The sequence below is a fragment of the Rhizobium lusitanum genome (assembly GCF_014189535.1).
In the GTDB taxonomy this organism is placed as follows: Bacteria; Pseudomonadota; Alphaproteobacteria; order Rhizobiales; family Rhizobiaceae; genus Rhizobium; species Rhizobium lusitanum_C.
In genome coordinates, this window is record NZ_CP050308.1 from 1,991,618 (window position 1) to 2,018,009 (window position 26,392).

19 protein-coding genes and 1 pseudogene are annotated in these 26,392 nt (G+C 61.4%); 6 read left to right on the plus strand and 14 right to left on the minus strand.

Annotated elements, in window-relative coordinates; all coding sequences use genetic code 11:
* Window positions 1–98: 98 nt before the first annotated feature.
* From HB780_RS23425 to HB780_RS23435, 3 genes are all read right to left on the minus strand, one after another.
* A complete protein-coding gene (locus tag HB780_RS23425; protein ID WP_183689755.1) occupies window positions 99–893 on the minus strand; it encodes an FAD binding domain-containing protein in 795 nt (264 codons plus the stop codon).
* A gap of 18 nt (window positions 894–911) precedes the next feature.
* Window positions 912–3,257, minus strand: a complete 2,346-nt coding sequence (locus tag HB780_RS23430) for a xanthine dehydrogenase family protein molybdopterin-binding subunit (protein WP_183689756.1) — start codon at window positions 3,255–3,257, stop codon at window positions 912–914.
* 84 nt (window positions 3,258–3,341) lie between these two features.
* Complete coding sequence (locus tag HB780_RS23435) at window positions 3,342–3,830, minus strand: (2Fe-2S)-binding protein (protein WP_183689757.1); 489 nt, start codon at window positions 3,828–3,830, stop codon at window positions 3,342–3,344.
* 296 nt (window positions 3,831–4,126) lie between these two features.
* On the opposite strand from HB780_RS23435, the pseudogene HB780_RS23440 reads away from it, so the two are divergent.
* From HB780_RS23440 to HB780_RS23450, 3 genes and pseudogenes are all read left to right on the plus strand, one after another.
* Window positions 4,127–4,381, plus strand: a pseudogene (locus tag HB780_RS23440) (YMGG-like glycine zipper-containing protein); the annotation flags it as partial.
* A 439-nt stretch (window positions 4,382–4,820) separates the two neighbouring features.
* Window positions 4,821–6,746, plus strand: a complete 1,926-nt coding sequence (locus HB780_RS23445; RefSeq protein WP_183689759.1) for an autotransporter assembly complex protein TamA — start codon at window positions 4,821–4,823, stop codon at window positions 6,744–6,746.
* A 63-nt stretch (window positions 6,747–6,809) separates the two neighbouring features.
* Window positions 6,810–10,994 carry a translocation/assembly module TamB domain-containing protein gene (locus tag HB780_RS23450; protein WP_183689760.1) on the plus strand — a complete coding sequence of 1,395 codons (4,185 nt, stop codon included), beginning with the start codon at window positions 6,810–6,812 and terminating at the stop codon, window positions 10,992–10,994.
* A gap of 72 nt (window positions 10,995–11,066) precedes the next feature.
* Here the strand turns inward: HB780_RS23450 and HB780_RS23455 are convergent, their stop codons facing one another.
* The 4 genes from HB780_RS23455 to HB780_RS23470 form a co-directional block, all read right to left on the minus strand.
* Window positions 11,067–11,828 carry a haloacid dehalogenase type II gene (locus tag HB780_RS23455; protein WP_353622969.1) on the minus strand — a complete coding sequence of 254 codons (762 nt, stop codon included), beginning with the start codon at window positions 11,826–11,828 and terminating at the stop codon, window positions 11,067–11,069.
* Window positions 11,819–12,966, minus strand: a protein-coding gene (locus HB780_RS23460; RefSeq protein WP_183689761.1) for an IS3 family transposase whose coding sequence is annotated in 2 segments (ribosomal slippage) — window positions 11,819–12,717 and window positions 12,717–12,966 — 1,149 coding nt in all. Because the reading frame shifts where the segments join, the coding sequence is not laid out codon by codon here. Before HB780_RS23460 ends, HB780_RS23455 begins: the two co-directional genes overlap by 10 nt.
* A gap of 175 nt (window positions 12,967–13,141) precedes the next feature.
* Window positions 13,142–13,912, minus strand: a complete 771-nt coding sequence (locus HB780_RS23465) for a helix-turn-helix domain-containing protein (RefSeq protein WP_183689762.1) — start codon at window positions 13,910–13,912, stop codon at window positions 13,142–13,144.
* 105 nt (window positions 13,913–14,017) lie between these two features.
* Complete coding sequence (locus HB780_RS23470; RefSeq protein ID WP_183689763.1) at window positions 14,018–14,446, minus strand: Lrp/AsnC family transcriptional regulator; 429 nt, start codon at window positions 14,444–14,446, stop codon at window positions 14,018–14,020.
* 138 nt (window positions 14,447–14,584) lie between these two features.
* On the opposite strand from HB780_RS23470, the gene rocF reads away from it, so the two are divergent.
* From rocF to HB780_RS23485, 3 genes are all read left to right on the plus strand, one after another.
* On the plus strand, window positions 14,585–15,520 hold the full coding sequence (gene rocF, locus HB780_RS23475) for an arginase (protein ID WP_183689764.1): 936 nt from the start codon (window positions 14,585–14,587) through the stop codon (window positions 15,518–15,520).
* 17 nt (window positions 15,521–15,537) lie between these two features.
* A complete protein-coding gene (gene rocD / locus HB780_RS23480) occupies window positions 15,538–16,740 on the plus strand; it encodes an ornithine--oxo-acid transaminase (protein ID WP_183689765.1) in 1,203 nt (400 codons plus the stop codon).
* A gap of 133 nt (window positions 16,741–16,873) precedes the next feature.
* Window positions 16,874–17,350 carry a chemotaxis protein CheW gene (locus tag HB780_RS23485; RefSeq protein WP_183689766.1) on the plus strand — a complete coding sequence of 159 codons (477 nt, stop codon included), beginning with the start codon at window positions 16,874–16,876 and terminating at the stop codon, window positions 17,348–17,350.
* Between the two features lie 84 nt (window positions 17,351–17,434).
* Here the strand turns inward: HB780_RS23485 and HB780_RS23490 are convergent, their stop codons facing one another.
* The 7 genes from HB780_RS23490 to HB780_RS23520 all read right to left on the minus strand — a co-directional run bounded on the left by HB780_RS23490 (window position 17,435) and on the right by HB780_RS23520 (window position 26,232).
* A complete protein-coding gene (locus HB780_RS23490; RefSeq protein WP_183689767.1) occupies window positions 17,435–19,096 on the minus strand; it encodes an OFA family MFS transporter in 1,662 nt (553 codons plus the stop codon).
* A 118-nt stretch (window positions 19,097–19,214) separates the two neighbouring features.
* The gene (locus tag HB780_RS23495; protein WP_183689768.1) at window positions 19,215–19,472 is read right to left on the minus strand and encodes a formate dehydrogenase subunit delta; all 258 of its coding nucleotides are present in this window, start codon (window positions 19,470–19,472) and stop codon (window positions 19,215–19,217) included.
* On the minus strand, window positions 19,462–20,289 hold the full coding sequence (gene fdhD, locus HB780_RS23500; protein WP_183689769.1) for a formate dehydrogenase accessory sulfurtransferase FdhD: 828 nt from the start codon (window positions 20,287–20,289) through the stop codon (window positions 19,462–19,464). The genes HB780_RS23495 and fdhD overlap by 11 nt, the downstream gene beginning before the upstream one ends.
* Window positions 20,290–20,302: 13 nt before the next feature.
* The gene (gene fdhF, locus HB780_RS23505) at window positions 20,303–23,182 is read right to left on the minus strand and encodes a formate dehydrogenase subunit alpha (RefSeq protein WP_183689770.1); all 2,880 of its coding nucleotides are present in this window, start codon (window positions 23,180–23,182) and stop codon (window positions 20,303–20,305) included.
* Window positions 23,183–23,187: 5 nt separating this feature from the next.
* Window positions 23,188–24,744, minus strand: a complete 1,557-nt coding sequence (locus HB780_RS23510) for a formate dehydrogenase beta subunit (protein WP_183689771.1) — start codon at window positions 24,742–24,744, stop codon at window positions 23,188–23,190.
* Window positions 24,741–25,160: a formate dehydrogenase subunit gamma gene (locus tag HB780_RS23515; protein WP_435693926.1), complete on the minus strand. Its 420-nt coding sequence runs from the start codon at window positions 25,158–25,160 to the stop codon at window positions 24,741–24,743. The genes HB780_RS23510 and HB780_RS23515 overlap by 4 nt, the downstream gene beginning before the upstream one ends.
* Window positions 25,161–25,335: 175 nt before the next feature.
* Complete coding sequence (locus HB780_RS23520) at window positions 25,336–26,232, minus strand: LysR family transcriptional regulator (RefSeq protein WP_183689773.1); 897 nt, start codon at window positions 26,230–26,232, stop codon at window positions 25,336–25,338.
* Window positions 26,233–26,392 lie beyond the last annotated feature (160 nt).

The window sequence follows — 26,392 nt, forward strand, 5'->3', positions numbered from 1 at the left end:
AATAGACAATCACGACGAATTGACAATTACAACCATGCCCGGAGCTGGGACGAACCGGAGGACGGCCGAGCCGCCACTCCGGCATTTTCCGTGGCGATCTATGCCGCTGCCACCGCGCGCTTGGCCATGACCTTGACCAGATTGGCACGGTATTCGGCCGTGGCATGCAGATCGGACATCAGCGCCGACGAATCGACGGTTGCATTGGCGACCGCGTCCGGTGACCAGTTCGCCGTGAGCGCCTGCTCCATGCCACCATGGCGAAACACGCCGTCCGCACCCGCGCCGGTAACCGCGACCCGAACGCCACCCGCGCCCTTGGCGACGAAGACGCCGGTCATGGCATAGCGCGAGGCCGGATTGGGGAATTTGGCATAGCCCGCCTTCTCCGGCACCTCGAAGGTGATGGCCGTGATCAACTCGCCATCTTCCAGCGCGGTCTCGAACAGGCCGGTGAAGTAGTCATCGGCGGTAATCTGCCGCTTGTCAGTGACGATGGTGGCATTGAGCGCCAGCATGGCCGAAGGATAGTCCGCCGCCGGATCGTTGTTGGCGACGGAGCCGCCGATCGTGCCCATATGGCGGACATGCGGATCGCCGATCATCCCGGCGAGATCGCAGAGCGCCGGACAGATGGCGCGGATCGCCGCCGAGGAGGCGACCTCCGCATGCGTCGTCGCCGCCCCGATCGTCACCCTGCGCCCATCGACGCGGATGCCCTTCAGCGATGGAATATGCCGGAGATCGACGAGATCGCTCGGCGAGGCCAGCCGCTGTTTCATGGTGGCGATCAGCGTCATGCCGCCGGAGACATACTTGCCCTCGTCGACGCCCGACAGAAGCTTGACGGCTTCGTCGACCGAGGAGGCGCGGTGATAGTTGGTTGCATACATGGCTTTCTCCTCCTCTTCTCAGATCACGGCCCGCGCCGCTTCCCACACCTTCAACGGTGTGGCCGGCATGGTAAGGGCGTTGTTACCGATCGCATCGGTGATGGCGTTGATCAATGCCGGCGGTGAACCGATGGCGCCGGCCTCGCCGCAGCCCTTGATCCCCAGCGGGTTGCTCGGGCAAGGCGTGTTCTGATGCGACAGCTTGAAGGACGGCAGATCGTCGGCACGCGGCATGGTGTAATCCATGAAGCTCGCCGTCAGCAGCTGGCCGTTCTCGTCATAATGCACGCCCTCGAGCAATGCCTGGCCAATCCCCTGCGCGATACCGCCATGCACCTGGCCCTCAACGATCATCGGGTTGATGATATTGCCGAAGTCGTCGGCGGCGACGAACTGGATAATCTCGGTCTTGCCGGTTTCCGGATCGACCTCGACTTCGCAGATGTAGCAGCCGGCCGGAAAGGTGAAGTTGGCCGGATCGTAGAAAGCGGTTTCCTTCAGGCCCGGCTCCATGCCGGAAGGCAGGTTGTGGGCGGTATAGGCTGCCAGAGCCACCTGGAACCATGGCAGCGACTTGTCCGTGCCGGCAACTTTGACATTGCCATCCTCGATGACGATATCGCTTTCATCGGCCTCCATCAGATGGGCCGCGATCTTCTTCGCCTTGGCCTCCACCTTGTCGAGCGCCTTGACCACGGCGGACATGCCGACCGCACCAGAGCGGGAGCCATAGGTGCCCATGCCCATCTGCACCTTGTCGGTGTCGCCATGGACAATGGAGATGCTGTCGAGCGGCACGCCGAGCCGATCGGCGACGAGCTGCGCGAAAGTGGTCTCATGTCCCTGGCCATGGCTATGCGAGCCGGTCAGCACTTCGATCGTTCCGACCGCGTTGACGCGGACCTCGGCCGATTCCCAGAGGCCGACGCCGGCTCCGAGCGAGCCGACCGCCTGGGACGGCGCGATGCCGCAGGCTTCGATATAGCAGCTCATGCCAATGCCGCGCTTCATGCCGCGCGCCACCGCTTCCGCCTTGCGGGCCGGAAAGCCGCTCCAGTCCGCCTGCTGCATGGCGGCATTCAGCGAAGCCTCGTAGTCGCCGGCGTCATAATTCATGATCACCGGTGTCTGATAGGGGAAGGTGCGGATAAAATTGGCGCGCCGCAATTCCGCCGGCGAAATGCCAAGCTCGCGCGCCGCCGTTTCCATGGTGCGCTCCAGAAGATAGGTCGCCTCCGGACGCCCGGCGCCACGATAGGCATCGACCGGCACCGTATTGGTATAGACGGTGCGGACATTGGCGTGGATCGCCGGGATCGCATATTGGCCCGACAGCAGCGTGGCATAGAGATAGGTCGGCACCGCCGAGGAAAACAGCGACATATAGGCGCCGAGATTGGCGATGGTATCGACCTTGAGGCCGATGATGCGGTTCTCGGCATCGAAGGCCATTTTAACCTTGGAGACATGGTCGCGGCCATGCGCATCGGTGAGGAAAGCCTCGGTGCGGTCGGCCGTCCACTTGACCGGCACGCCGGTCTTCTTGGAGGCCCAGAGACAGACGATCTCCTCCGGATAGATATAGATCTTCGAACCGAAGCCGCCGCCGACATCGGGCGCGATCACCCGCAGCTTGTTTTCCGGCGCGACGTTATAGAAGGCGCTCATCACCAGCCGCGCCACATGCGGGTTCTGGCTGGTCGTGTAGCAGGTATAGTGATCCTCGGCGGCATCGTAGATGCCGAGCGTTGCCCGCGGCTCCATCGCGTTCGGCGACAGCCGATTGTTATGGATCTCGATCTCGGTGACATGCGCCGCAGCGGCAATCGCGCTATCGGTCGCGGCGCTATCGCCGATCTCCCAGTCGAAGATCAGATTGCCAGGCGCTTCCGGGTGAACCTGCGGCGCATCGGGCTTCAATGCCTCGATTGCCTCGACGACGGCGGGAAGCTCATCGTAATCCACCACCACGGCCTCGGCCGCGTCACGGGCTTCGCCCAAACTGTCGGCAACGACGATGGCGATGGCATCGCCGACATAGCGCACGGTATCGACCGCCAGGGGCCGCCATGCGCCCATCTTCATCGGCGAGCCATCCTTGGAATGGATCATCCAGCCGCAGATCAGATTGCCGATGCCATCGGCAAGCAGCTGCTTGCCGTCCAGCACCCCGATCACGCCGGGCATCGCCAGCGCGGCAGAGATGTCGAGGCCGGCAATCTTCGCATGCGCATGCGGACTACGGACGAAATAGGCATACTTCATGCCCGGCGTCACCATATCGTCGGTGTAGCGCCCCTTGCCCGTCAGAAATCGTTTGTCTTCCTTGCGCGTAACGCGCGCACCAATGCCTTCAACGCCCATGATATCCTCCCATTGGGGTTCCGGGCCCGGCAAATCCGCCAAGATAACAGCCGTTGGCGTTCGCCAGACAGTCTCGGTGAAATCTTACTCGGCCGCCTGCTTGGCGGCGTGCATTTCGGCATTGGCGGCAAGGACCGCCTGGACGATATTGTGATAGCCGGTGCAACGACAGATATTGCCCTCCAGCTCGGCCCGCACCGTCTTTTCGTCCAGCGCGCCACCGTGACGATTGATCATGTCGACCGCCGTCATCACCATGCCCGGCGTACAGAAGCCGCATTGCAGGCCATGATGTTCCTTGAAGGCGGCCTGAACGGAATGCAGCTCGCCATTGGCGGCCAGGCCCTCGATGGTCATGATCGTGGAGCCAGACGCCTGCACGGCAAGGATCGAACAGCTCTTGATCGACTTTCCATCCATATGAATCACACAGGCGCCGCACTGGCTGGTATCGCAGCCGACATGGGTTCCCGTCAGGCCAAGCTTTTCCCGGATGAAATGGACAAGCAGCGTGCGCTCCTCGCACTCGCCGCTGACCGTTCGGCCGTTCACCGTCAAAGTCACCTTTGCCATATTTTCCTCCACGCCTCTCCTCCAGAGGCAATTGCCATCATTTGACTTTTTTGAAGTACGATCAACCTCTACTTTAGAAGAGGCGTGGATTTTCCTCCGGGCGATTTATTTTACTTACCTATTGTAGCCAAAGATATTTTAGCATTAAAAAAGCTATAGGTGCCCAATGGACAATCATATTTTACACGATATTTCTTCGTAGCTGCATGACTGTAAGGACAGCCCATCGCAGTGGAGCTGAAGAATGGGACGACGTTGGCCGGGGGTACCGGCTTAACTAACGTTGGAGAGAGTAAATGAAGAAAGTTCTTATGCTCGCATTGGTCGGCTTGTCGATCGCAAGCTGCACCCCGACTGAACAAGGCGCCGGCATCGGCGCGGCGTCCGGCGCCATCATCGGCGGCGCCGTAACCGGCAACGTCCGTGGCGCAGCCGTGGGGGCCGCGATCGGCGGTGTTTCCGGCGCTGTCATCGGCAGCGTCTCCGAACAGCCGGGCCAGTGCTACTACCGCGACCGCTACGGCCGTCGTTACATCGATAATTGCCCACGCGGCGGTTATCGCGATGGCGGCGGGTATCGTGATGGTGGTGGCTACCGTGGCGGTTACAACGAAGACTACTGATCAACAGTCGATAGAAATACCGAAGTCCCGGGCCTAAAGCCCGGGACTTTTTGATTCCAGTGTCCTCGCCGCAGGGAAACAAAAAAGGGCGTCTTTACCCTGGAACAGCGGAAAACGACCTCGGTTCAACGCTGGATCAGAACGGGCGGAATGAGAAAATAACGACCAGCTCCTGCCCTGTTCAAACAGCCGCAACGACCCTCTGTCCCGGACGGAAATCCGGGGCTTTTCATTTCTCCGACCGTCTTTTGCGAAGTTTCGAGTCTAAAAAGGTACACCCGAGGTGCTTTTGTCTCTATGGTGCCCGCGCGTTAACCAGGGGGAAACGTCAACCTGAGTAAGTTCTCATGTAACCGTAAAGCGGCGTATGCGTAGAAGAACTGAACCGAGAAAGAGTATTGCGTATCGGCGAGCAGGCACCGTAATGGCGGTCGCGGCAACACTTGCGCTCGCCCCGCTCTATACCAAGAACGCCTTTGCTTTCAAGCTGTTCGGCATGACCCTCTGGGGCGAGGACGAGACGACGGATCAGGTTTCCGACCCCGTCCGTTATACGGTCGATCTGAAGGCTGACAATCTCGACAAAGACCTCAAGGAATCCCTGACCGACACGTCGATGCTGGTCGCCGACAAGAAGAAACCGGTTTCCGGCGACCTCGGCGTCGTCATCAAGGCGCGCGACGATCGCGACCGGCTGATCGGCAGCCTCTATGAAAAAGCCCATTACGGTGCAGTGATCACCATCACCGTCAACGGCACCAATCTGGATGCCCTGCCGCCGAACCCAACCTTCAGCCGCTCGAAGCCCGTTGCGGTGACCATCAGTGTCGATCCCGGCCCGCTCTTCAAGCTCGGCAAGGTCAACCTGCTCGGCGACGCGGCTGGCCGCAACGCCGAGCAATATGGGCTTGTACCCGGCGATGGAGCGGGATCGCTGACCATCATCAAGGCGGGCGACAAGATCGTCGCCGACCTCAAGAATGAGGGCCATCCCCTCGCCAAGCTGACCAGACGCGACGTCGTGGCCGACCACGCGACCCGCACGGTTGAGGTGACATTGAACGTCGACAGCGGCCCGATCGCGCCCATCGGCAATGTCGGCGTTACCGGCCAGAAGTCGGTCGATCCGGATTTCATCAAGCGCTATGCCCGCATCAACGAGGGTAGGCCCTATTCCCCGGACGAACTGAAAAAAGCCTCCGACCGCCTGCGCAAGCTCGGCGTCTTTTCCAGCATCACCATCCGCGAAGCTGACAAGCTGGCGCCGGACGGCAGCATTCCCATGACCATCGAGGTGTCGGAAGGCAAGCAACGCTATTTCGGCGTCGGCGCGCAATATTCCACCATCGACGGCATTGGCCTGCAGGGCTATTGGGGTCACCGCAACCTGACCGGCCGCGCGGATTCGTTGCGCATCGAGGGGTCGGTCTCCCGCCTCGGCGAAACCACCGATGTCGGCCAGCTCGACTATAGCGCCGGCATTACCTACGTCAGGCCCGCGACTTTCTATCCCTCGGCAACCTTCACCGCCGGTCTGAAGATGCAGAGCCTGCATCCGGATGCCTACGATGCCGATACCGCCACCGCCAGTGCCGGACTTGCCTATGAGCTCTCCGATCAGGACACCGTCTCGGCCGGCGGCGAAGTGTCCTATGAGCAGGACAGCACCGACGCCTATGGCGATCAAAACTATCTGACGGTGGCGATCCCGCTCGAATATGTCAGGGACACGCGCGACAACAAGCTCGACCCGACCGAGGGCTACCGCGCCTCGATCAGCGCCAAGCCAAGCTATGAAGCGATGGACGGCTCAGTGTTCAGCTCCTTCGAGGGCTCGATTTCCGGCTATCAGGGCATCGGCGCCAACAACAATGTCGTCTTCGCCGGCAAGCTTGCCCTGGGCTCTCTGCTTGGAGCCAACAGTATCGAGGACATTCCGGCCACCCGGCGTTTCTACGCCGGCGGCGGCGGCTCGGTGCGCGGCTACGCCTATCAGGAAATCACGCCCTATAATTCCAATGGCGATGCGCTCGGCGGCCGCTCCTATGGAACAGCCTCCTTCGAAGCCCGCATCAAGATCACCGACACGATCGGCCTGGTGCCTTTCGTCGACATGGGCAGCGTCACCGACAGCAGTTTTCCCGACTTTTCCGATCTTCGCATTGGCGCGGGCGTCGGTGTGCGCTACGCTACGCCCTTCGGCCCCATCAGGCTCGATGTCGCCGTTCCCCTGAAGAAATATCCTGATGGCACGGCATACGGCATCTATGCCGGCATCGGCCAATCCTTCTGACCAGCCGTACGATCGGAGATCGGTTCAGCACGCGGTTACAAAAATGAGGTTACTGTCGCTCTCATGAGCATGTTGATTCGAATTCTCGGGAAATTGTTGCGCTTGGCCGCCTATGCGGTCGTGGCAATCCTCGTGCTGGCCGTTGTCGCCGTGCTTGTCGTCGGCTTCGTGCCTGGCGCTACCGGTTACGCCGTGAACCGGGTGGCAAAGCTCGTCTCGACACCGGACCACACCATCACGATTGCCGAGCCGTCAGGACTTCTGACCGGCAGCCTCAGGGTCGGCGCGATCACCGTTGCCGACACCAAGGGCACCGTCGCCAAGGTCCAGAACCTCGCTATCGACTGGTCGCCGCTCTCGCTGCTGACGGGCACCTTCCATGCCGACCGTGTCGCCGCCGACGTCGTGGACGTCCAGCGCCTGCCTGTGTCGACGGCAAAAGCCGAGCCTCAGGCTACGACCAGCGAAAGCAGCGGCTTCTCGCTGCCCATCGCCATCGATATCGGCGCCGTCGCCCTGCCGGACCTGCGCATCGGGCAAGCCGTCGCCGGCCAGGATTTCGCGCTTGCCGCCAATGGCAGCGTTAAGGCAAACAATAGCAGCATCGACCTCGTCCTCAATACCAATCGCCAGGATGTTCCCGACGCCAAGCTCTCGACCAACATTTCGTTCGCGCCGGCCGAAAACCGGCTGAACCTGAAGGCCCAAGTCACAGAACCCCGCGACGGCCTGCTCGCCGGACTGCTGCACTTGCCGGGCGGCCCCGCAATCAACATCAATCTCTCCGGCGAGGGTCCGCTATCCAACTGGGCCGGCAAGCTTCAGGCCGCATTGGACAACAAGCCGACAGTGTCGATCGACGGCCATCACGCCATGTCCGCCGATGGGCTGCACCATATCGACGTCAAGGGCGGCGGCGACGTCGATGCGCTGCTGCCGCCGACCTTGCGCCCGCTATTTACCGGCCAGACGACGATCGACCTTTCCGCCACCTTCGACGGCAAGGGCAAGATCGATATCCAGACCGGCAATCTCGCCACCGGCAGCGTCGTCATCGCCGCTTCCGGCACGCTCGATCCCTCGGGCAACAACAGCCTCAACGCCAACCTGCTCGGCACCTCCGGCCCTGTCGATTTCCGCTGGCCGATGGAAAACGGCGAGTTGCGGGCGATGATCTCGCGCGCCGATGTTGCGCTTACGGGCGCCTCGCAGTCGGTGAAGATCGACGCGAAAGCCACGCTCGAAAGCGCCAGCGCGCCGCAAGGCCAGATCGGTCAGGTGAACCTCAGCGCCAAAAGCGACGCCTTCAACCTGACCACCGCGTCTGGCCCAGTGCAGCTTCGTCTCGTCGTCGGTCAGACCGCATTCGTCAGTCCCGATCTCAATCGCCTGATCCGCGCGCCGATTTCGCTGACCGCGCCCCTGCAGATCTCGCCCGACAGCATCGGCTTCAACAACACGACATTGGAAAGCGCCAGCATCGGCGGCACCGTCAACGGTAAATATACGCTGTCGACGAAGGCACTGACCGGCAACTTCAAGCTCTTCGCCCTGCCCGCCGTGCTGCCGGATGGCGTGTCGAACAAATTCGAGGGAACAATCTCGCTGGAAGGCCAAGTCGCCGGCACCGTGCCGACGAAGATAAACCTCTCCAATCTTGCGGTGAAATCGAATCTCGGCGAAATCAACGGCAATGCAACGCTGGACGACCAGACACTGGCATCGAACCTGACGGGCAAGCTGCTCGACCTCTCCAAGCTGATCCCGAACGCCGAGGGCCAGGCGGATATCGGGTTGAAGACCAAGGGGCCACTGACTGCGCTGGGCATCGACGCGACGGTGAAGGCCGTCAACGTCAAGCTCGCCGGCCGACTACTAGACACGCTCGATGTTGCCCTGACCGGAACCGCCGATCCGAATGCTCCGCAGGCAAACGTGCAGGCAAACGGCGCCATCGACGGCAAGCCGATCAGCATCACCGCCGACGCCACCTCGCAAGGTGGCCGCACCAGCATTCCGGCACTTGCCGTAGAGATCGGCCCCAACAGGCTGCAGGGCAAGCTGGATTTCTCGCCGAGTTTCGAACCATCGGGCGCGCTGACCTTCGATCTTCCCGATCTCAGCCTCATCGCTGCTCTCGCCGGACAGAAGGCCGACGGCGATTTGAAGGGCACGCTCGATCTCTCCAATGCCAATGGCAAGATCGGCCTGAAGGTCAATGCCACCGGCAGCCATATTCGCCGCGACGATCTCGCCATCGACAAGCCGGTTATCGCCCTGACCGTCGATGACCTGAAATCCTTTTCCGCCAACGGCAGCATCCGCGCCGGCGCCATCGCATCCGGCGCCAATCGCATCGCCGATCTCGGGCTGACTTTCACCCAGCAGGGCAGCAGAACGGTTTTCGATCTCAAGTCGAGCTATGACAACGCGCCGCTCACAGCAAGCGGCAATGTAGAGACCGGCGGCGGCCAAACGGTCGTCAGTCTCGGCAATTTTGCCGGTGCGCCGCGCACCATTCCCGTCAAACTGGCCTCGCCCACCAAGATCACCATCAAGGACGGCACGGCAGCGCTGAACGGCCTGACCATCCAGACCGGCGGCGGCTCCGTCGTCGTCGACGGCACTGCGGGCCAGGCGCTGAATATCAACGCCAGGATCGCCAACCTGCCCGCCAGCCTCGCCAATGTCTTCGCCCCGACGCTTGCCGCCGAAGGCGCGATTTCCGGCACCGTAACCGTCACCGGCCGGGCGGCTTCACCTGTCGTCAACTTTCAGACCAATTGGTCGGGGGCTGCGACCAGCCAGACGAAATCGGCCGGCCTCGGCCCGCTCGGCATCAAGGCGAACGGCAAATTCGCCGATAATGTCGTCACCATCGATACCAATCTGACCGGCCAGAACGGCCTGGCGCTCAATGGAGGCGGCACGGTCGCCGTCGCCGGCAGCAAGGCGCTGGCGATGAAATTCTCCGGCAACCTGCCCTTCGACGCACTGGCCGGCCAGCTTGCCGCGCAGGGTCTGGTCATGACTGGCACGGCGAAGATCGATCTGCAGATCGGTGGCACGACCGCTGCACCCGCCGTTACAGGCACAATCACCACCGACGGCGGCAGGCTCGTCGATGTTCGCCGCAATCTCACCCTCAATGGCCTTGCCGTCACCGTCACGCTGGACGGTAAGCAGGCGGTGATCTCGCGCCTCAACGGCAATCTCGCCAGCGGCGGCAGCATCGCGGCGAGCGGCACGGTCGGCATCGCCGCAGACAGCGGCTTCCCGGCCGACATCCAGCTGAAGTTCAACAATGCCACCTATGTCGACGGCACGCTGGTAACGGCAACCGTCAACGGTACGCTCGGCATCAAGGGGCCGCTGATGACGGCACCCGTGCTGACGGGCAATCTGAAGCTCAACAAGGCGTCGATCACCGTGCCGGAAAAGCTGCCGGCCTCGCTTTCAGAGATCAACATCAAGCACAAGAACGCACCGGCCGCGGTCACCGCTCAGTTCAAGGACCAGAAACCGCAGGCGCCGAGCAGCAAATCCACCAGCCTCGGCATTGAGTTGCAGATCGACGCGCCGTCGCAAATCTTCGTGCGTGGCCGCGGTATCGACGCGGAACTCGGCGGCAGCATCACCGTTCGCGGCACGGCGGCAAATCCCGTCGTCTCAGGCGGCTTCACCATGCGGCGCGGGCGCCTGACCATTCTTAGCCGCCGGCTGGATTTCGCCGACAGCAGCAAGATCACCTTCGGGGGCGACCTGACGCCTGCACTCAACATGGAAGCCACCTCGTCGGTAAGCTCCACCACCATCACCGTGGATGTCACGGGCCTGGCGACCGACCCGCAGATTGCTTTTTCCTCCTCCCCTGCCCTGCCGCAGGACGAGGTGATGGCGCAGCTCATTTTCGGTCAATCCATGTCGAAGCTTTCAGCGATGCAGATCGCCCAGCTCGCCGATGCCGCCAGCCAGCTTGCCGGCGGCCGTTCCACCTCGCTGTTCGACGGCCTGCGCAGCCATCTCGGCGTCGACGATCTCGACATCTCGACCGATGCGAATGGCCAAGCACAGGTCGGCGCTGGCAAGTACCTGAACAAGCGTACCTATATCGAACTACAGCAAGGTGCCGCCAACAACACCAAGGCGATCATCAATCTAGACGTCGGACGCGGGGTGAAGCTGCGAGGTGCCGCCGGCTCGAATGGCGCGGGCGAAGCCGGCATCGTCTACGAGCACGAATATTAAGCCTCAACGGCCAAGACGCCTCTCAGCGTATCTCGGCCGTTGATCACAGCTCCCGAGATCTTGCTCGAGATATCAGCCGCCAATGGCGGCGCGATGCGCGTCGTCGAATTCGGCGAGGCTCGTAAACATGAAATCGACCGTCGGAATATTAGCGGGAATCGGGGTCGCTCCGCCACCGGCCTGTCCGGAACGCCGGTCGATCCAGGCGCGGGCCAGACCCGCCTTCGTCGCCGGCACATGGTCGTGATGGAGGCTCTGTGCGACGTGAAGCACCTCTGAAGGCGCTATACCGAAATCATCGCGCAGATGGTCGAGCATATAGGTGAAATTGCGCGGATCGGGCTTATAGGACCCGACATCCTCTGCGGTATAGACGGCGTCGAAATTCACGCCCAGCTTCCGGTTGCTGGCAGCAAAGCTGGTGCGGTCGACATTCGACAGGATGATGAGCTTGTAGTGTTTCTTGAGATAGCCGAGCGCCTCGGCGGAATCCGGAAAAGGCGGCCAATCGGAGACGGAGCCGCCGAACCGTTCATGCAGATCCGGGGAGACACGCACACCCAGCACCTTTGCGATGCGCGCATGCACCGCCGCGAGCAGAGTCGAATAACGCAGGGACGGCGTTTGCAGCTCCTGCTCCGTTTCCAGCCGGCCGAACAGTTCGAGTGTCTCATCGCGGCCCATGGTTAGCCGGCCTTCGCTCAAGAGCGGCTGAAGTGCGTTCCAGATGCCGGTCTCCCAATCGATGAGTGTGCCGTAGCAATCGAAAGTCAGAGCCTTGAAATCAGTCAGTTTGGCCTGCTGCCGGTTTATCGGACACGAGGTTAAGCTAATCCCACCTTTGTTTCAAAGTCATTGGGGCTGAGATAGCCCAGTGTCGAGTGGCGACGCTTCGGGTTGTAGAAGCGCTCGATGTAATCGAACACATCGGCTCTGGCGTCATTCCTCGTGCGATAAACCTTCCGTGCCGTTCTCTCCGTTTTCAGTGAGGAGAAGAAGCTCTCCATTGCAGCGTTATCCCAGACATTTCCAGAGCGGCTCATCGAGCAGGTGATGCTATGATCTCCCATGAGGCGCTGGAACTGCTCGCTGGTATATTGGCTGCCCTGGTCGGAGTGATGCAGCAGAGCATCTGGTTTTCCTCGACGCCATATCGCCATGATCAGCGCATCTGTGACGAGTTGGGCTGTCATGTTGGCATTCATCGACCAGCCGACGACACGGCGTGAGAACAGGTCGATGACGGCTGCGACATACAGCCAGCCTTCCGCGGTCCAGATATAGGTAAAGTCAGCCACCCATTTCTGGTTCGGACGCTCTGCCACGAACTGGCGGTCCAGCACGTTAGGCATGATGACGGCACGGTCACCGGCATCCTTTGGCAAGCCACGCCGCCTGGGTCTTGCCCTGAGCGCATTCAAGCGCATCAGCCGCTCAATACGATGGAGGCCGCAGGATAACCCTTCCTCCAGCACATCGTGCCAGACCCGTCGGGCACCATAGGTGCGGTCGCTGGACTGGAAACTCTGCTTGATCCTTTCCAGCAGGACCTCGTCATGGCGTGCATGTTCGCTCGGAGAACGATTGAACCAGGCGTGGAAACCTGAGCGAGAAACTCCCAGCACTTCACAGAGCCATGCCACCGGCCAGATCGAGCGGTGCTTTGCAACGAACGCGAACTTCATATCGCGTCCCTGGCAAAGTAGGCTGCGGCCTTTTTTAGGATATCGCGCTCTGCCTTCAGCTTTGCGACTTCACGACGGAGCCGCTCGATCTCAAGCTGCTCCGGCTTCATTTGCCCTTTTCCAGGAAAGGACTGGCTGGGATCGTCGCCGTATTCCCGAACCCATTTGCGCAACACATTCTCGTGGACATCAAGATCACGGGCAGCCTGCGCGACGGCAACCCCACGCTCCCTGACCAGCTTCACCGCCTCAAGCTTGTACTCGCGGCTGAATATTCGTCTTTGCATTCATGCTCTCCGGTTTCAGGAGGAACACCTTAACTCGATGTCCATGAAACCGGCAGCAGGCCAGTTTGGTCAAGCGGGCCTCCTGAAGCCAGATGTTTGTCTGGCGGAATTTCGCAGAAATCGGAGCCCTTGTGATGAGGCGAAGCTCCGAATGACTTGACCGAACCTCCAATTCTCAGTCCGCAACGCCCCTGCCATCCGCATCGGCATTGCGGAAGGCCGATGGGGTCAGGCCGAATCTCTGCTTGAACTGCCTGTTGAAGGACGAGGCGTTTCGATAGCCGAGATCATAGGCGATTTCCGAAATCGGCAGCGATGTGTTGACGAGCAGATCGACGGCGCGATCAAAGAGCTTCCGCAACTGGTATTGCCTCGGCGATTGGCCAACGGTTTCCCGAAACAGCGCATGGAACTGGCTTTGCCCAAGACCGGCCTTCCGCGCCATGCTGGTCACGCTCGCGTGCCCAAGATCGTTTCCAAGAGCGCTGGTGACGTCAAGAACACGCTGCTCGGCCAGGCTCAGGGGTGGAGCTACCGTCACCTGCTCCTGCCGGACAAGCTGCAACCCGCTCAACGCCAGATGAGCGGCATCCGGCGCGCGACGCCCATCCGCCTCAACCTCGCGACCGAGCTGATTGAAGAGCCGCCAGAGCCACGGCTCGATCCTGACCGTCAAAGCCGACGGGCCGCACAAGACGGACGGAACAAGCGCATCGGGAAGCGACCCGAGCTCCACATCCATGACCATGAGGCTGCAATCCGCGCTCGGCGCGAAATTATGCATGCGGTCCTGCGGGATGATCGCCAGACTATGGCTTGAGACGACATCGGCCCGCCCTTCAACATCGACCAGCATGGAACCGCGCATGGGAAACAGAATCTGGCTATAATCGTGGCGATGACGATCCGGGCCGGCATATTGCCGGATTTCAAGATTGATTGACATGTTGACCTCGGGGCAGGACGCTCCATCTGACCGATTAGGCGCGGGCATCGTGCGCGATAAGTATGCTCCAGAACAAATGACTAAGCCACCGCTGTGGCCTCGTATTCAAAATCCCATCTTGCTCGTTTTCAGCAAGATATTAGACTCCGTCGTGTTGATGCCATTGATAAGCCGGATGCGGCGCAGCGTTTCGTCGAAGGAGGCGAGGTCGCGGTCTTCGAGTTCGGCGATGAAATCCCATTTGCCGTTGGTGCTGTGCAGCGCCCTCACCTGCGGCAGGCCACGAAGCTGATCGGCGACCTTGTCCGCCAGCTTGCCGAGCACTTCGATGAGCACGATGGCGCGCACGCCGGCGGCGCGGGTTTCGTGGCCAGTTCGTATGGTGAAGGCGGTGATGGTACCATTATCGACCAGCCGTTCGATGCGAGCGGTGACGGTCGCGCGCGAGGCGCCGGTGGCTGCCGCCAGCGAGGAGACGGAGGTGCGGGCATTGTGGCGCAATGCACTCAGGAGGTCGCGGTCAAGATCATCCATGGGCTTATCATTCTGCTAAAACGAACTTATCAATCTGTCAAAAACTACTCGATTTTCGACAATTTTCCATCTTTTTGCTGTCGCCTCCCTGGCCAATAATGCGAATCAACAGCCCCTAACCCTTTGGAGCGCCGCCCAATGAGCGTAGAATCCACATCCGTCACCCTGATCGGCGTTCCGCTTGAGGAAGGCTCCGGTCGTCGCGGCGCCAGTATGGGTCCGACAGCCCTGCGCATCGCTGGCATCGCGACAATGCTGACCGAGCTCGACCATCGCGTTACCGACAGCGGCGACCTCCATCCAGCCCCGGCCGCTGACCTACCGGACGATCCGAAGGCGCATCATCTGAAAATCGTCGGCGCCTTCACCCGCGCGCTCGAAGCCAAGGTCTATGACGTCGCCTCGTCCGGCGGCTTCCCGCTGATCCTCGGCGGCGACCACAGCCTTTCCATGGGCAGCGTCTCCGGCATGGCGCGCTATGCGGCGGAAGTCGGCCGGCCGCTGTTCGTGCTCTGGCTGGACGCGCATTCGGACTTCAATTCGCCGGCGACATCACCGTCAGGCAATATTCACGGCATGCCCGTCGCCTATTTCTGCGGCCAGGCGGAGATCGCCAATGTGCTGCCGGCCGGACGGCCACTGGTCGATCCGAAGAAGGTCTTCCAGGTCGGCATCCGTTCCGTCGATCCGCATGAGCGCGAACAGATCCGAGAGCACGGCGTCAACGTCTTCGACATGCGTTCGCTGGATGAACAGGGCGTGGCCGTGATCATGCGCCGGGTGCTCGACACGGTCAGCGCCGCCAACGGCCTGCTGCATGTCAGCTTCGACGTCGATTTTATCGACCCGGACATCGCGCCGGGCGTGGGAACGACGGTGCCGGGCGGCGCAACTTATCGCGAAGCCCATCTGATCATGGAAATGCTGTCGGACAGCGGCCTCGTCTCTTCGCTCGATCTGGTCGAGCTTAATCCCTTCCTCGACGATCGCGGCAAGAGCGCCCGTGTCCTGGTGGAGATGGCCGCAAGCCTGTTCGGTCGACGCATCTTCGACCGCCCGACAAGGGCAGCATAGTTCTGGGGGAAGTTACCATGAGCGCACCAGCCGATCTGATTGCCACCGAGCAGCGTCTCGGCGCCCATAACTACAAGCCGCTCGACGTCGTGCTCACCCGCGGCGAAGGCGTCTATGTCTGGGATACCGACGGCAAGCGCTATCTCGATTGCCTCTCAGCCTATTCGGCGGTCAACCAGGGTCATTGCCACCCGAAGATCCGCGAGGCGATGATCGAGCAGGCCGGCAAGCTGACGCTCACCTCCCGAGCCTTCCGCAACGATCAGCTCGCCTATCTCTACGAGGAACTGGCCGCGCTCACCGGCTCTCACAAGATCCTGCCGATGAACTCCGGCGCCGAGGCGGTCGAGACCGCGATCAAGGCGGTGCGCAAATGGGGCTATGAGCTCAAGGGCGTTCCGGAGAACCAGGCGGAGATCATCGTCTTCTCCGACAATTTCCACGGCCGGACGCTGAGCATCATCAGCTTCTCGACCGATCCGGATGCCCGCTCCGGCTTCGGCCCCTATACGCCGGGTTTCCGCGTCGTGCCCTTCGGCGACGCCGATGCCTTCGCCGCCGCGATCAACCAGAACACCGTTGCAGCCCTGATCGAGCCGATCCAGGGCGAGGCCGGCGTCATCATCCCACCTGCCGGTTATTTCACCCGTTTGCGCGAACTTTGCACTGCCAACAAGATCACGCTCATCCTCGACGAGATCCAGACCGGCCTCGGCCGCACCGGCAAGCTGCTGGCCGAGGAGCATGAGGGCATCGAGGCAGACGTGACATTGATCGGCAAGGCCCTGTCGGGCGGCTTCTATCCGGTCTCCGCCGTTCTCTCCAACTCCGAGGTGCTCGGCGTGCTGAAACCCGGACAGCATGGCTCCACCTTTGGCGGTAATCCGCTCGCCTGCGCCGTCGCCCGCGCGGCTCTCCGTGTCCTGACCGAAGAAGGCATGATCGAGAACGCCGCTGTCATGGGTGATTATTTCATCGAGGGCCTGCGCTCGATCCGCTCCGACATCGTCAAGGACATTCGCGGACGCGGCCTGATGCTGGCGGTGGAACTGGTACCCGAGGCCGGCGGGGCGCGGCAGTATTGCTATCAGCTCAAGGATCTCGGCCTGCTCGCCAAGGACACACACGACCACACGATCCGCCTCGCTCCGCCGCTGGTCATCACCCGCAATCAGGTCGACTGGGCGCTGGAACAGATCGACAAGGTCCTGGCACGCTGAACTCAACCTTTAGAAGAAACTAAATTACACCCAGCCGAAATCTCTTCCATAGGTTTAGGTTTGAGCAACATTCTTGCGATATCGTCCTGATAAGCGCCGGGTTTGGCGCCATGCATCAACGGGAAGAATGTTCATGGCCACGATCAATTCCACCAGCTTCAGCGGCGATACGCTGGAGATCATTGCCTTCCGGCTTCACGATCAGGAATTCTGCGTCAAGACCACCACGATCCGCGAAATCCGCGGCTGGGCGCCGTCGACGCCGATCCCGCATGCGCCGGCTGACGTCATCGGCGTCATGAACCTGCGCGGCTCAGTCATCCCAATTATCGATCTCGCCTACAAGCTGGGCATGCAGAGCACGGTCGCCAATGAACGCAGCGCCATCGTCGTGGCGGAAGTCCATAACATGGTCATCGGCATGCTGGTCGATCGCGTATCCGATATCCTGACGATTGGCGCCGACCAGGTTCAGCCCGTCCCGGAAGTCACCGCTTCCTTCGACCGCGCCTACTGCGAAGGCATCATCGCCACTGAAAATGGCATGATCTGCTTCCTGAACCTTGCCAAGATGTTCAAGGAAAGCGAAGCCGAAGAACTCGCCGCCTGAGCGCCTGCTTTTCATTTCAGTCCCCACAAAAAAGCCGCCCCGACATTCCGGGGCGGCTTTTTACATGCAAGTCGCGTGCCGGTTTCAGCCGAACAGCGCGAAGGTGCTCCTGATCGTCACCCAGACACCCCACAGAAGCGGGATGCCGACGATCGCCCAGGCGATCAGCGCCTTGCCGTCGAACCCGCCCTTACCGATGCCGAATGAGCCCGTCGGGCCGGCATTGGCAGCGGCGGTCTTTGCCTGCAGCGCGGCCACTTCCCCATCCGACATGAACCATTTGTCCGCAAGCGGCCTCACCAGCGAGTTGGCAATCAGGCCCAAAGCCAGCATGCCGGCAAGGATATACATGGTGAAGGTATAGAGCTGCGCGCCTTCGACGCCGGCAGCCTTCTGTGCCTCACGAATGTAGTTGACCACCACCGGACCGACGATCCCGGCCGTCGCCCAGGCCGTCAGCAGCCGGCCATGGATGGCACCGACGAACTGCGTGCCGAAGATATCGGCGAGATAGGCCGGGATGGTGGCAAAGCCGCCGCCATACATCGAGAGAATGATGCAGAGAGCGCCGACGAACAGGACCTTGCTGTGAATGCCCGCCGCCCAGGGGGCAAGCAGGTAAAGCGCGATCCCGATGAGGAAGAAGCAGTAATAGGTATTCTTGCGGCCGATCTTGTCGGAGAGCGACGCCCAGAAGAAGCGCCCGCCGATATTGAAGAGCGACAGCAGACCGGCGAAACCGGCGGCAATGGCTGCGATGCCCGCCACTTGTTCCTTGCTGAGATCACCGAACTTCACATCCGGCAGGCCGATCAGCGCACCGCCGAAGATTTCCTGCAGCATCGGCGAAGCCATGCCGATGACGCCGATACCAGCCGAAACGTTGAGGCACAGCACCGCCCAGATCAGCCAGAATTGCTTGGTCTTGTGGGCGTTGCGCAGATGCACATGCTTGGTCGTGATCATCGTGCTCTTGGCGGCAGGAGGTGTCCAGCCTTCAGGGCGCCAGCCAGCTGGCGGCAGGCGATAGCCGAAGGCGCCGCCGATCATGAAAACGAAATAGATCGCCGCCATGACGACGAAGGTCTGCCAGACGCCGACCGAACCATCGACGCGGAAGTTGGTCATCAGCAGGTTGGCGAGCGGCGCGCCGATCATCGCTCCACCGCCGAAGCCCATGATCGCCATACCCGTCGCCATGCCGCGACGGTCGGGAAACCATTTGATTAGCGTCGAGACCGGCGAGATATAGCCGAGCCCAAGCCCGATACCGCCGATGACGCCCGCACCGATCCACATCAGCCAGAGCTGATGATAAAGGACGCCGATCGCGGCAATCAGGATACCGCCGCACCAGCAGCAAGCCGAGACGACGCCGGCCTTGCGCGGCCCCGCGCGTTCCAGCCAGCCGCCCCAGATGGCGGCCGAGGAACCGAGCAGCACGAAAAACAGCGTATAGATCCAGCCGAGATCGCTGACGCGCCAATCGCAGCTCGTGGTAACCAAGGCAGAGAGAAGATTGAGGCTGGCGCATTCGGCCGTCGGCGGCGTCGATGTGCCAAGTGCCTTCGACAACGGCAGCCAGAAGACGCTGAAACCATAGGCCATGCCGATGCAAAGATGGATCGCCAGGGCAGCCGGCGGCACCAGCCATCGGTTGAAGCCTGGCTTGGCGATGATGCGCTCGCGATCGAGCAGTCCCGGTGTCGCCGCACCTCTAGAAATATCCGTTTCCGCAGTCGCCATGAACAACCCTCCTTGTTTCTGAGACCGGCATTCCCCAATAATTCCGCCTTGTACAGCGGTCGTGGACGGATTTCCCCCTCCATCCAATAGTTTTTAAATATCAAAGACAAAGACCAGCTCAGTCCTGCTTGACCGGCTCCGGTCTGTGGATCAGTGAAGCTGCCTCCAGCACCAGCGGAGCCAGCCCGTTGTCGCCATGATCGATGATCTCAAAAAGCTGTCGCCGCATGCGCGGCTCCCAGAATTTATTGATATGCGTGGCAACACCCTGCACCGCTTCATGCGCCGGCTGCGTCTTGAAGAAGGTGGCGATCTGGTTCGCCATATAGACGAGCTTCGTGGCGGTCTTGCCGTGATGCGTTTCATCAAGCGACATCGGCGATGCTCCCAGGAGTAATACGCTGTGGATGGGTGAAAATCTCGAAATCGTCGCCGCGCACCAGCGCCACCAGCGTCATACCGGCCTCATCGGCCGTGCGGATGGCAAGCGCCGTCGGCGCGGAAATGGCGACAAGAACCGAACTGCCCAGGATCGCCGCCTTCTGCACCATCTCGACAGACAATCGGCTGGTGACCGCAACGACGCCATCGGTGCCCTTGTGGCCGGAGCGAATGACGGCGCCGCAAAGCTTGTCCAACGCATTGTGGCGCCCGACATCCTCGCGCACGGCGATCAATCCCTTGCCCGGAATATAAAACCCGGCCCCATGCACGGCGCGGGTCTCGCGATGCAAGGGCTGCGCGTCATTGAGAAGCGCGATGGCGCGGACGATATCCTCATGGGACAACGTCAGCGCGACAGCGGAGACATCCGGCACCTTGCGCACCGCCTGCTCGATCGATTCGATACCGCAAAGGCCGCAGCCGACCGGCCCGGCCATATGCCGCCGCCGGACACGCAGGGCATCGGCGACGTCATCGACCAGGGTGATCTGCACATCGATCCCCTGCTCGTCTTCGACAGGTTCGACGGCGGCGATCTGATCGATATCGGTGATGATGCCCTCGGTCAGGCTGAACCCGATGGCGAAATCCTCGAGATCGTCTGGCGTTCCCATCATCACCGCATGCGAAGAGCCGCCATAGGAAAAGGCGATCGGAACTTCTTCCGGCACGATGCGCGAGCTGGAGCGGACGACGCCGTTGCGGCGCGCGGTTTCGGGGACGGTGGTCGTGGGGGTGAATTTGGTCATTAGCCTGCCGAACTCACTCTGCGGCCTCCATTTTTCCAACAATCCGACGAGACTGCCGGGCCTGTTCGTCATAGTCGATCTGCCATTGCGACGGACCGTTTGACGGCGAGACCTGTACCGCTGTTACCTTATATTCCGGGCAATTCGTCGCCCAGTCGGAATAGTCGGTCGTGATGACGTTCGCCTGCGTATCGGGATGATGGAAGGTCGTATAGACGACGCCCGGCGCGACGCGGTCGGTGATCAGCGCACGCAACGTCGTATCGCCGGAACGGCTGGCAAGCTTGATCCAGTCGCCCTCGCGAATGCCGCGCTGTTCGGCATCGTGCGGATGCATCTCCAGCCGGTCCTCGGAATGCCACATGACGTTCTCGGTGCGCCGCGTCTGCGCGCCGACATTGTACTGGCTGAGAATGCGCCCAGTCGTCAGCAGCAGCGGGAAGCGAGGGCCGGTGCGTTCGTCGGTCGCGACATATTCCGTGCGGATGAACTTGCCCTTACCGCGCACGAAACCGTCGACATGCATGATCGGCGAGCCCAGTGGCGTCTTCTCGTTGCAGGGCCACTGCACCGAACCCATTTTCTCCAGATAGTGGTAGGAAACTAGGGCGAAGCTCGGCGTCGTCGCGGCGATCTCGTCCATGATTTCGGAGGGGTGCTGGTAGTTCCAGCCAAGTCCCATGGCCTGCGCCATCTTCTGCGTCACCTCCCAGTCGGCATAGCCGTTGCGCGGGCTCATCACCTTTCGCACGCGGTTGATGCGGCGCTCGGCATTGGTGAAGGTGCCGTCTTTCTCGAGGAAGGTCGAACCGGGCAGGAAGACATGGGCGTAGTTGGCCGTCTCGTTCAGGAAGAGATCATGGACGATGACGCATTCCATCGCGGCAAGGCCGGCGGCGACATGCTTGGTGTCCGGATCGGACTGCAAGATGTCCTCGCCCTGGATGTAGAGACCCTTGAACGTGCCATCGACAGCGGCATCGAGCATGTTCGGAATGCGCAGGCCCGGCTCGTTGTTGAGCGTCACGCCCCATAGCTTTTCGAAGATATCGCGCGTCGCATCGTCGGAGACATGGCGATAGCCCGGCAGCTCGTGCGGGAAGGAACCCATGTCGCAGGAACCCTGGACATTGTTCTGGCCGCGCAGCGGGTTCACGCCGACGCCGGGACGGCCGATATTGCCGGTGACCATCGCGAGATTGGCGATCGCCATGACCGTCGTCGAGCCCTGGCTATGCTCGGTGACGCCGAGACCATAATAGATCGCGCCGTTACCGCCCTTGGCGAAGAGGCGAGCCGCACCCCGCACGAGATCGGCGGGAACGTTGGTGAATTTTTCCGTCTCTTCCGGGCTATGCTGCGGCTCGGCGACGAAAGCCGCCCAATCCTCGAATTCCGACCAGTCGCAGCGCTCGCGAATGAATTTTTCGTCGAAGAGGCCTTCGGTGACGATCACATGGGCGAGTGCCGTCAGCAGGGCGACATTGGTGCCAGGCTTGAGCGGCAAGTGATAGCTTGCCTCGACATGCGGCGTACGCACCAGATCGATGCGGCGCGGATCGATGACGATCAGTTTGGCGCCCTGGCGCAACCGCTTCTTCAGGCGCGAGCCGAAGACCGGATGGCCGTCGGTCGGATTAGCGCCGATAACGATGACAACATCGGAATGCTCGACGCTGTCGAAATTCTGCGTGCCGGCCGAAGTGCCGAAGGCCTGGCCAAGGCCATAGCCGGTCGGTGAGTGGCAGACACGGGCGCAGGTGTCGACATTGTTGTTGCCGAAGCCGGCGCGGATCAGCTTCTGCACCAGGAAGGTCTCTTCGTTGGTGCAGCGCGACGATGTGATGCCACCGACGGATTCGCGGCCATACTGATACTGGATGCGCCGGATTTCCGTGGCGACATGCGCGAAGGCCTCATCCCAGGTGACTTCGCGCCAGGGGTCGGTGATCTTCTCGCGCACCATCGGATTGAGAATGCGGTCCTGATGCGTCGAATAGCCATAGGCGAAGCGACCCTTGACGCAGGAATGGCCGCGATTGGCCTGGCCATCCTTCCACGGCACCATGCGCACCAATTCCTCGCCGCGCATCTCCGCCTTGAAGGAACAGCCAACGCCGCAATAGGCGCAGGTGGTGACGACGGAATGTTCGGGCTGGCCGATCGCGATCACCGACTTTTCCGTCAGCGTCGCGGTTGGACAGGCCTGCACGCAGGCGCCGCAGGAAACGCATTCCGAATCGATGAAATGCTCATGCATGCCGGGCGACACACGCGAACCGAACCCCCGGCCCTCAATGGTCAGCGCGAACGTGCCCTGCACCTCTTCGCAAGCGCGGACGCAGCGGGAGCAGACGATGCATTTCGAGGGGTCATAGGTGAAATAGGGATTGGACTCGTCCTTCGGCATCCATTTCAGATTGATGTCGCCGCTATTGCGCGCCTTGACGTGATTGTCGCCCTCATAGCCGTAACGCACGTCGCGCAGGCCAACCGCGCCGGCCATGTCCTGCAGCTCGCAGTCGCCATTGGCGGCACAGGTCAGACAGTCGAGCGGATGATCGGAGATATAAAGCTCCATCACGCCGCGGCGGATATCCTTGAGCCGGTTGGTCTGGGTGTGCACCACCATGCCCGGCGAAACCGGTGTCGTGCAGGACGAAGGCGTGCCATTGCGGCCTTCGATCTCGACGAGACAGAGGCGGCAGGAGCCGAAAGCATCGACCATGTCGGTGGCGCAGAGCTTCGGCACCTGAATGCCCGCTTCCATCGAGGCGCGCATGATCGACGTGCCCTCGGGCACGGTGATCGGACGGCCATCGACGGTCAGTGTCACCAGAGTTTCTGAGAGGGAGGCGGGCGTGCCGTAGTCGATTTCGGGAACGAGGGACATGGATCTTACTCCGCCGCTTCAATCAAAGGGACCGGAGCGAAATCCTCCGGAAAATGCGTCATCGCGCTCATCACCGGATAGGGCGTGAAGCCCCCGAGCGCACAGAGTGAACCAAACTTCATCGTGTTGCAGAGATCGGCAAGCAGGACCCGGTTCTTCTCGGGCTCGATGCCACGCGCGATCTTGTCGGCCGTCTCGACGCCGCGGGTCGAGCCGATGCGGCAGGGCGTGCACTTGCCGCAGCTTTCCACTGCGCAGAACTCCATCGCGAAACGCGCCTGCTTCAGCATGTCGGCGGTATCGTCAAACACGACGATGCCGGCATGGCCGATGAGGCCATCCTTGGCCGCGAAGGATTCGTAGTCGAACGGCGTATCGAACAAAGCGCGCGGAAAGTACGCGCCCAACGGGCCGCCGACCTGCACCGCCTTCACCGGTCGTCCCGTCACTGTCCCGCCGCCGATCTTGTCGATGATATCGCCGAGCGATAGGCCGAAGGCCGTCTCGTAGAGGCCGCCATATTTCACATTGCCCGCGATCTGCAGCGGGATGGTACCGCGCGAGCGGCCCATGCCGAAGTCACGGTAGAAGGCAGCGCCCTTGTCCATGATCACGGGCACGGAGGCGAGCGAGATGACGTTGTTGATGACGGTCGGACAGTCGAACAGGCCCTTATGCGCCGGCAGCGGCGGCTTGGCGCGCACAATGCCGCGCTTGCCTTCCAGGCTGTTGAGCAGCGCCGTCTCCTCGCCGCAGACATAGGCGCCGGCGCCGGTGCGGATCTCGATGTCGAAGGCCTTACCGGAGCCAAGCACGGAGGCTCCGAGAATACCGGCTCCTCTGGCGATTTCCACGGCTTGCGTCATCGCGGCGATGGCATGCGGATATTCCGAGCGCGCATAGACGAAGCCCTTGGTCGCGCCGGTCGCAAGGCCTGATATCGCCATGCCCTCGATGAGGACGAAGGGATCACCCTCCATGATCATCCGGTCGGCAAACGTACCGCTGTCACCCTCGTCGGCATTGCAGACGATGTATTTGCGTGTCCCAGGCGCATCGAGCACCGTCTTCCATTTGATACCGGTCGGAAAGCCCGCGCCGCCACGGCCGCGCAGGCCGGAATCGGTAACGTCCTTGACGATATCGGCCGCAGCCATGGCGACAGCACGACGCAGGCCCTTGAGACCGCCATGGGCTTCATAATCTTCCAGCGAAAGGGGGTCGATGATGCCGCAGCGGGCGAAGGTCAGGCGGGTTTGTTCCTTAAGGAATGGGAGGTTTTCGACCTCCCCAAGACAGAGCGGAGGCGCGCTGCCATCGATCAATCCGGCATCGAACAGCGCCGGCACATCCTTGGCCTTGACCGGCCCATAGCCGATGCGCTTGCCGTCAACTTCCACTTCGACCAGCGGCTCCAGCCAGAACATGCCGCGCGAACCGTTGCGCACGATCTGCGCATCCAGGCCACGGCTGGCGATTTCCTGTGCGATAGCCTTGGCTACCTTCTCGGCGCCGAGCGAAAGAGCCGCCGCATCGCGAGGAACATAAATCTTCACCGTCATTGGCGCGCCTCCCTCACGAGGTCTTCCACACCTTCGTCGTCCAGCCGACCATGCAGCTCGCTGTCCAGCATCGCCGCCGGCGCACAGGCGCAGAGCCCGAGACAGTAGACCGGCTCCAGCGTCACGCTGCCATCAAGCGTCGTCTGATGAAAATCGATGCCGAGCAGCCGTTTGACGCGCTCCGCCAACTGATCGGCACCCATCGACTGACAAGCCTCGGCACGACAGAGCTTCAGGACATGGCGGCCGGCGGGATGATCGCGGTAATCATGATAGAAGGTCATGACGCCGTGCACTTCGGCGCGCGACAAATTCAGGGCCTTGGCGATCAGCGGCAGCGTATCCTGCGGCACATAGCCGAACTCCTCCTGGATCCCATGCAGGATCGGCAGGAGCGGCCCTTCCATCGATTTCATGGTGTCGATAATCACGCCAGCACGGGCCGCGATTGCGTCCGAGCCAAGATGCAAACTCATAAACAGCCCTCCCAGGCTTCCTCCATAAACACGCATCGACGCGTGCTACATTCGGAGAGTCGCAGGGAAGAGCCGAAGGATCAATAAGCGAGTCCCGTCAATCGATAGGAAATTCCTATCGACCTTTCTCACTTTCCGCGAGCAATCGCGCCTCGTGCAACAAGGCCGAGACGAGCGGCGTGAACGGCTCACGATGGGTAGCGACCAGGCCGACGAGATGTTCGGCATCCGGTTCGGTGATCGGGATCTTGTGAATATCGGAGGGAAAACCAAAGGAATCGGCGATATTCTTCGGCATGATGCTCGCCCAGCGTCCCGTCTGGACATGGGAAAACAACACGATCATCGAATTGGATTCCAGCGTCGGTCGCACCGTCGCGCCGGCTTCGGCGAGATGGCGGTTGATGATCCGGCGGTTCTGCATGTCTGCAGTCAATAGACAAAGCCGAAGATCGCCGACTTCCTTCCAGGTCACGCTTGCGCGCTCGGAGAGCGGACTGCCCGCCGCCGTGATCAGATGATAGCGCTCGGCGTAAAGCGGCACGCTGGTAACCCTGCCGAGCGGTTCGTTCTCCAGGTAGGTGATGCCGGCATCGATCTCTAGATTTTCGAGCAGGCTCAGCACCTGCAGCGAATTGCGCGAGATGATGGAGAAAGTGACGTCGGGATGCCGTTCCTGAAACGGCGCCGTGATCTTCGGCACCATGGCAAGCGCCGTCGGGATGGCCGCGATGCGGATATGACCGGCAAGCCCCTTGTGCGCCGCCCGCATTTCCTCCCGCATCGTCCTGGTATCGCCGACGATGCGCCGCGCCCATTCCAGCACCCGCTGCCCTTCCGGCGTCAACCCCTGGAAGCGTGAGCCGCGACTGACGAGCATGACCCCGAGCTGATCCTCCAGCTGCCTGATCGCCGCCGACAGTGTCGGCTGCGTCACCCCGCATTCCTCCGCGGCGCGGCCGAAATGCTTCTGGTTGGCAAGCGCGATAAAGAATTCCAGCTTGTCGATCATTTAACTCTCCCGAGAAGAAGAGTTAAGCAGGCTGACGCTGGAGTGCAATCGCCACAACAGCGATTGCAGCGGCTTTGCTCCCGATACGGTCTTCAGGCTATCGCAAAAGCCCCTGAGGACATGACTTTTGTGGCAGACTTCTTCTCGGATTCCACGGGGA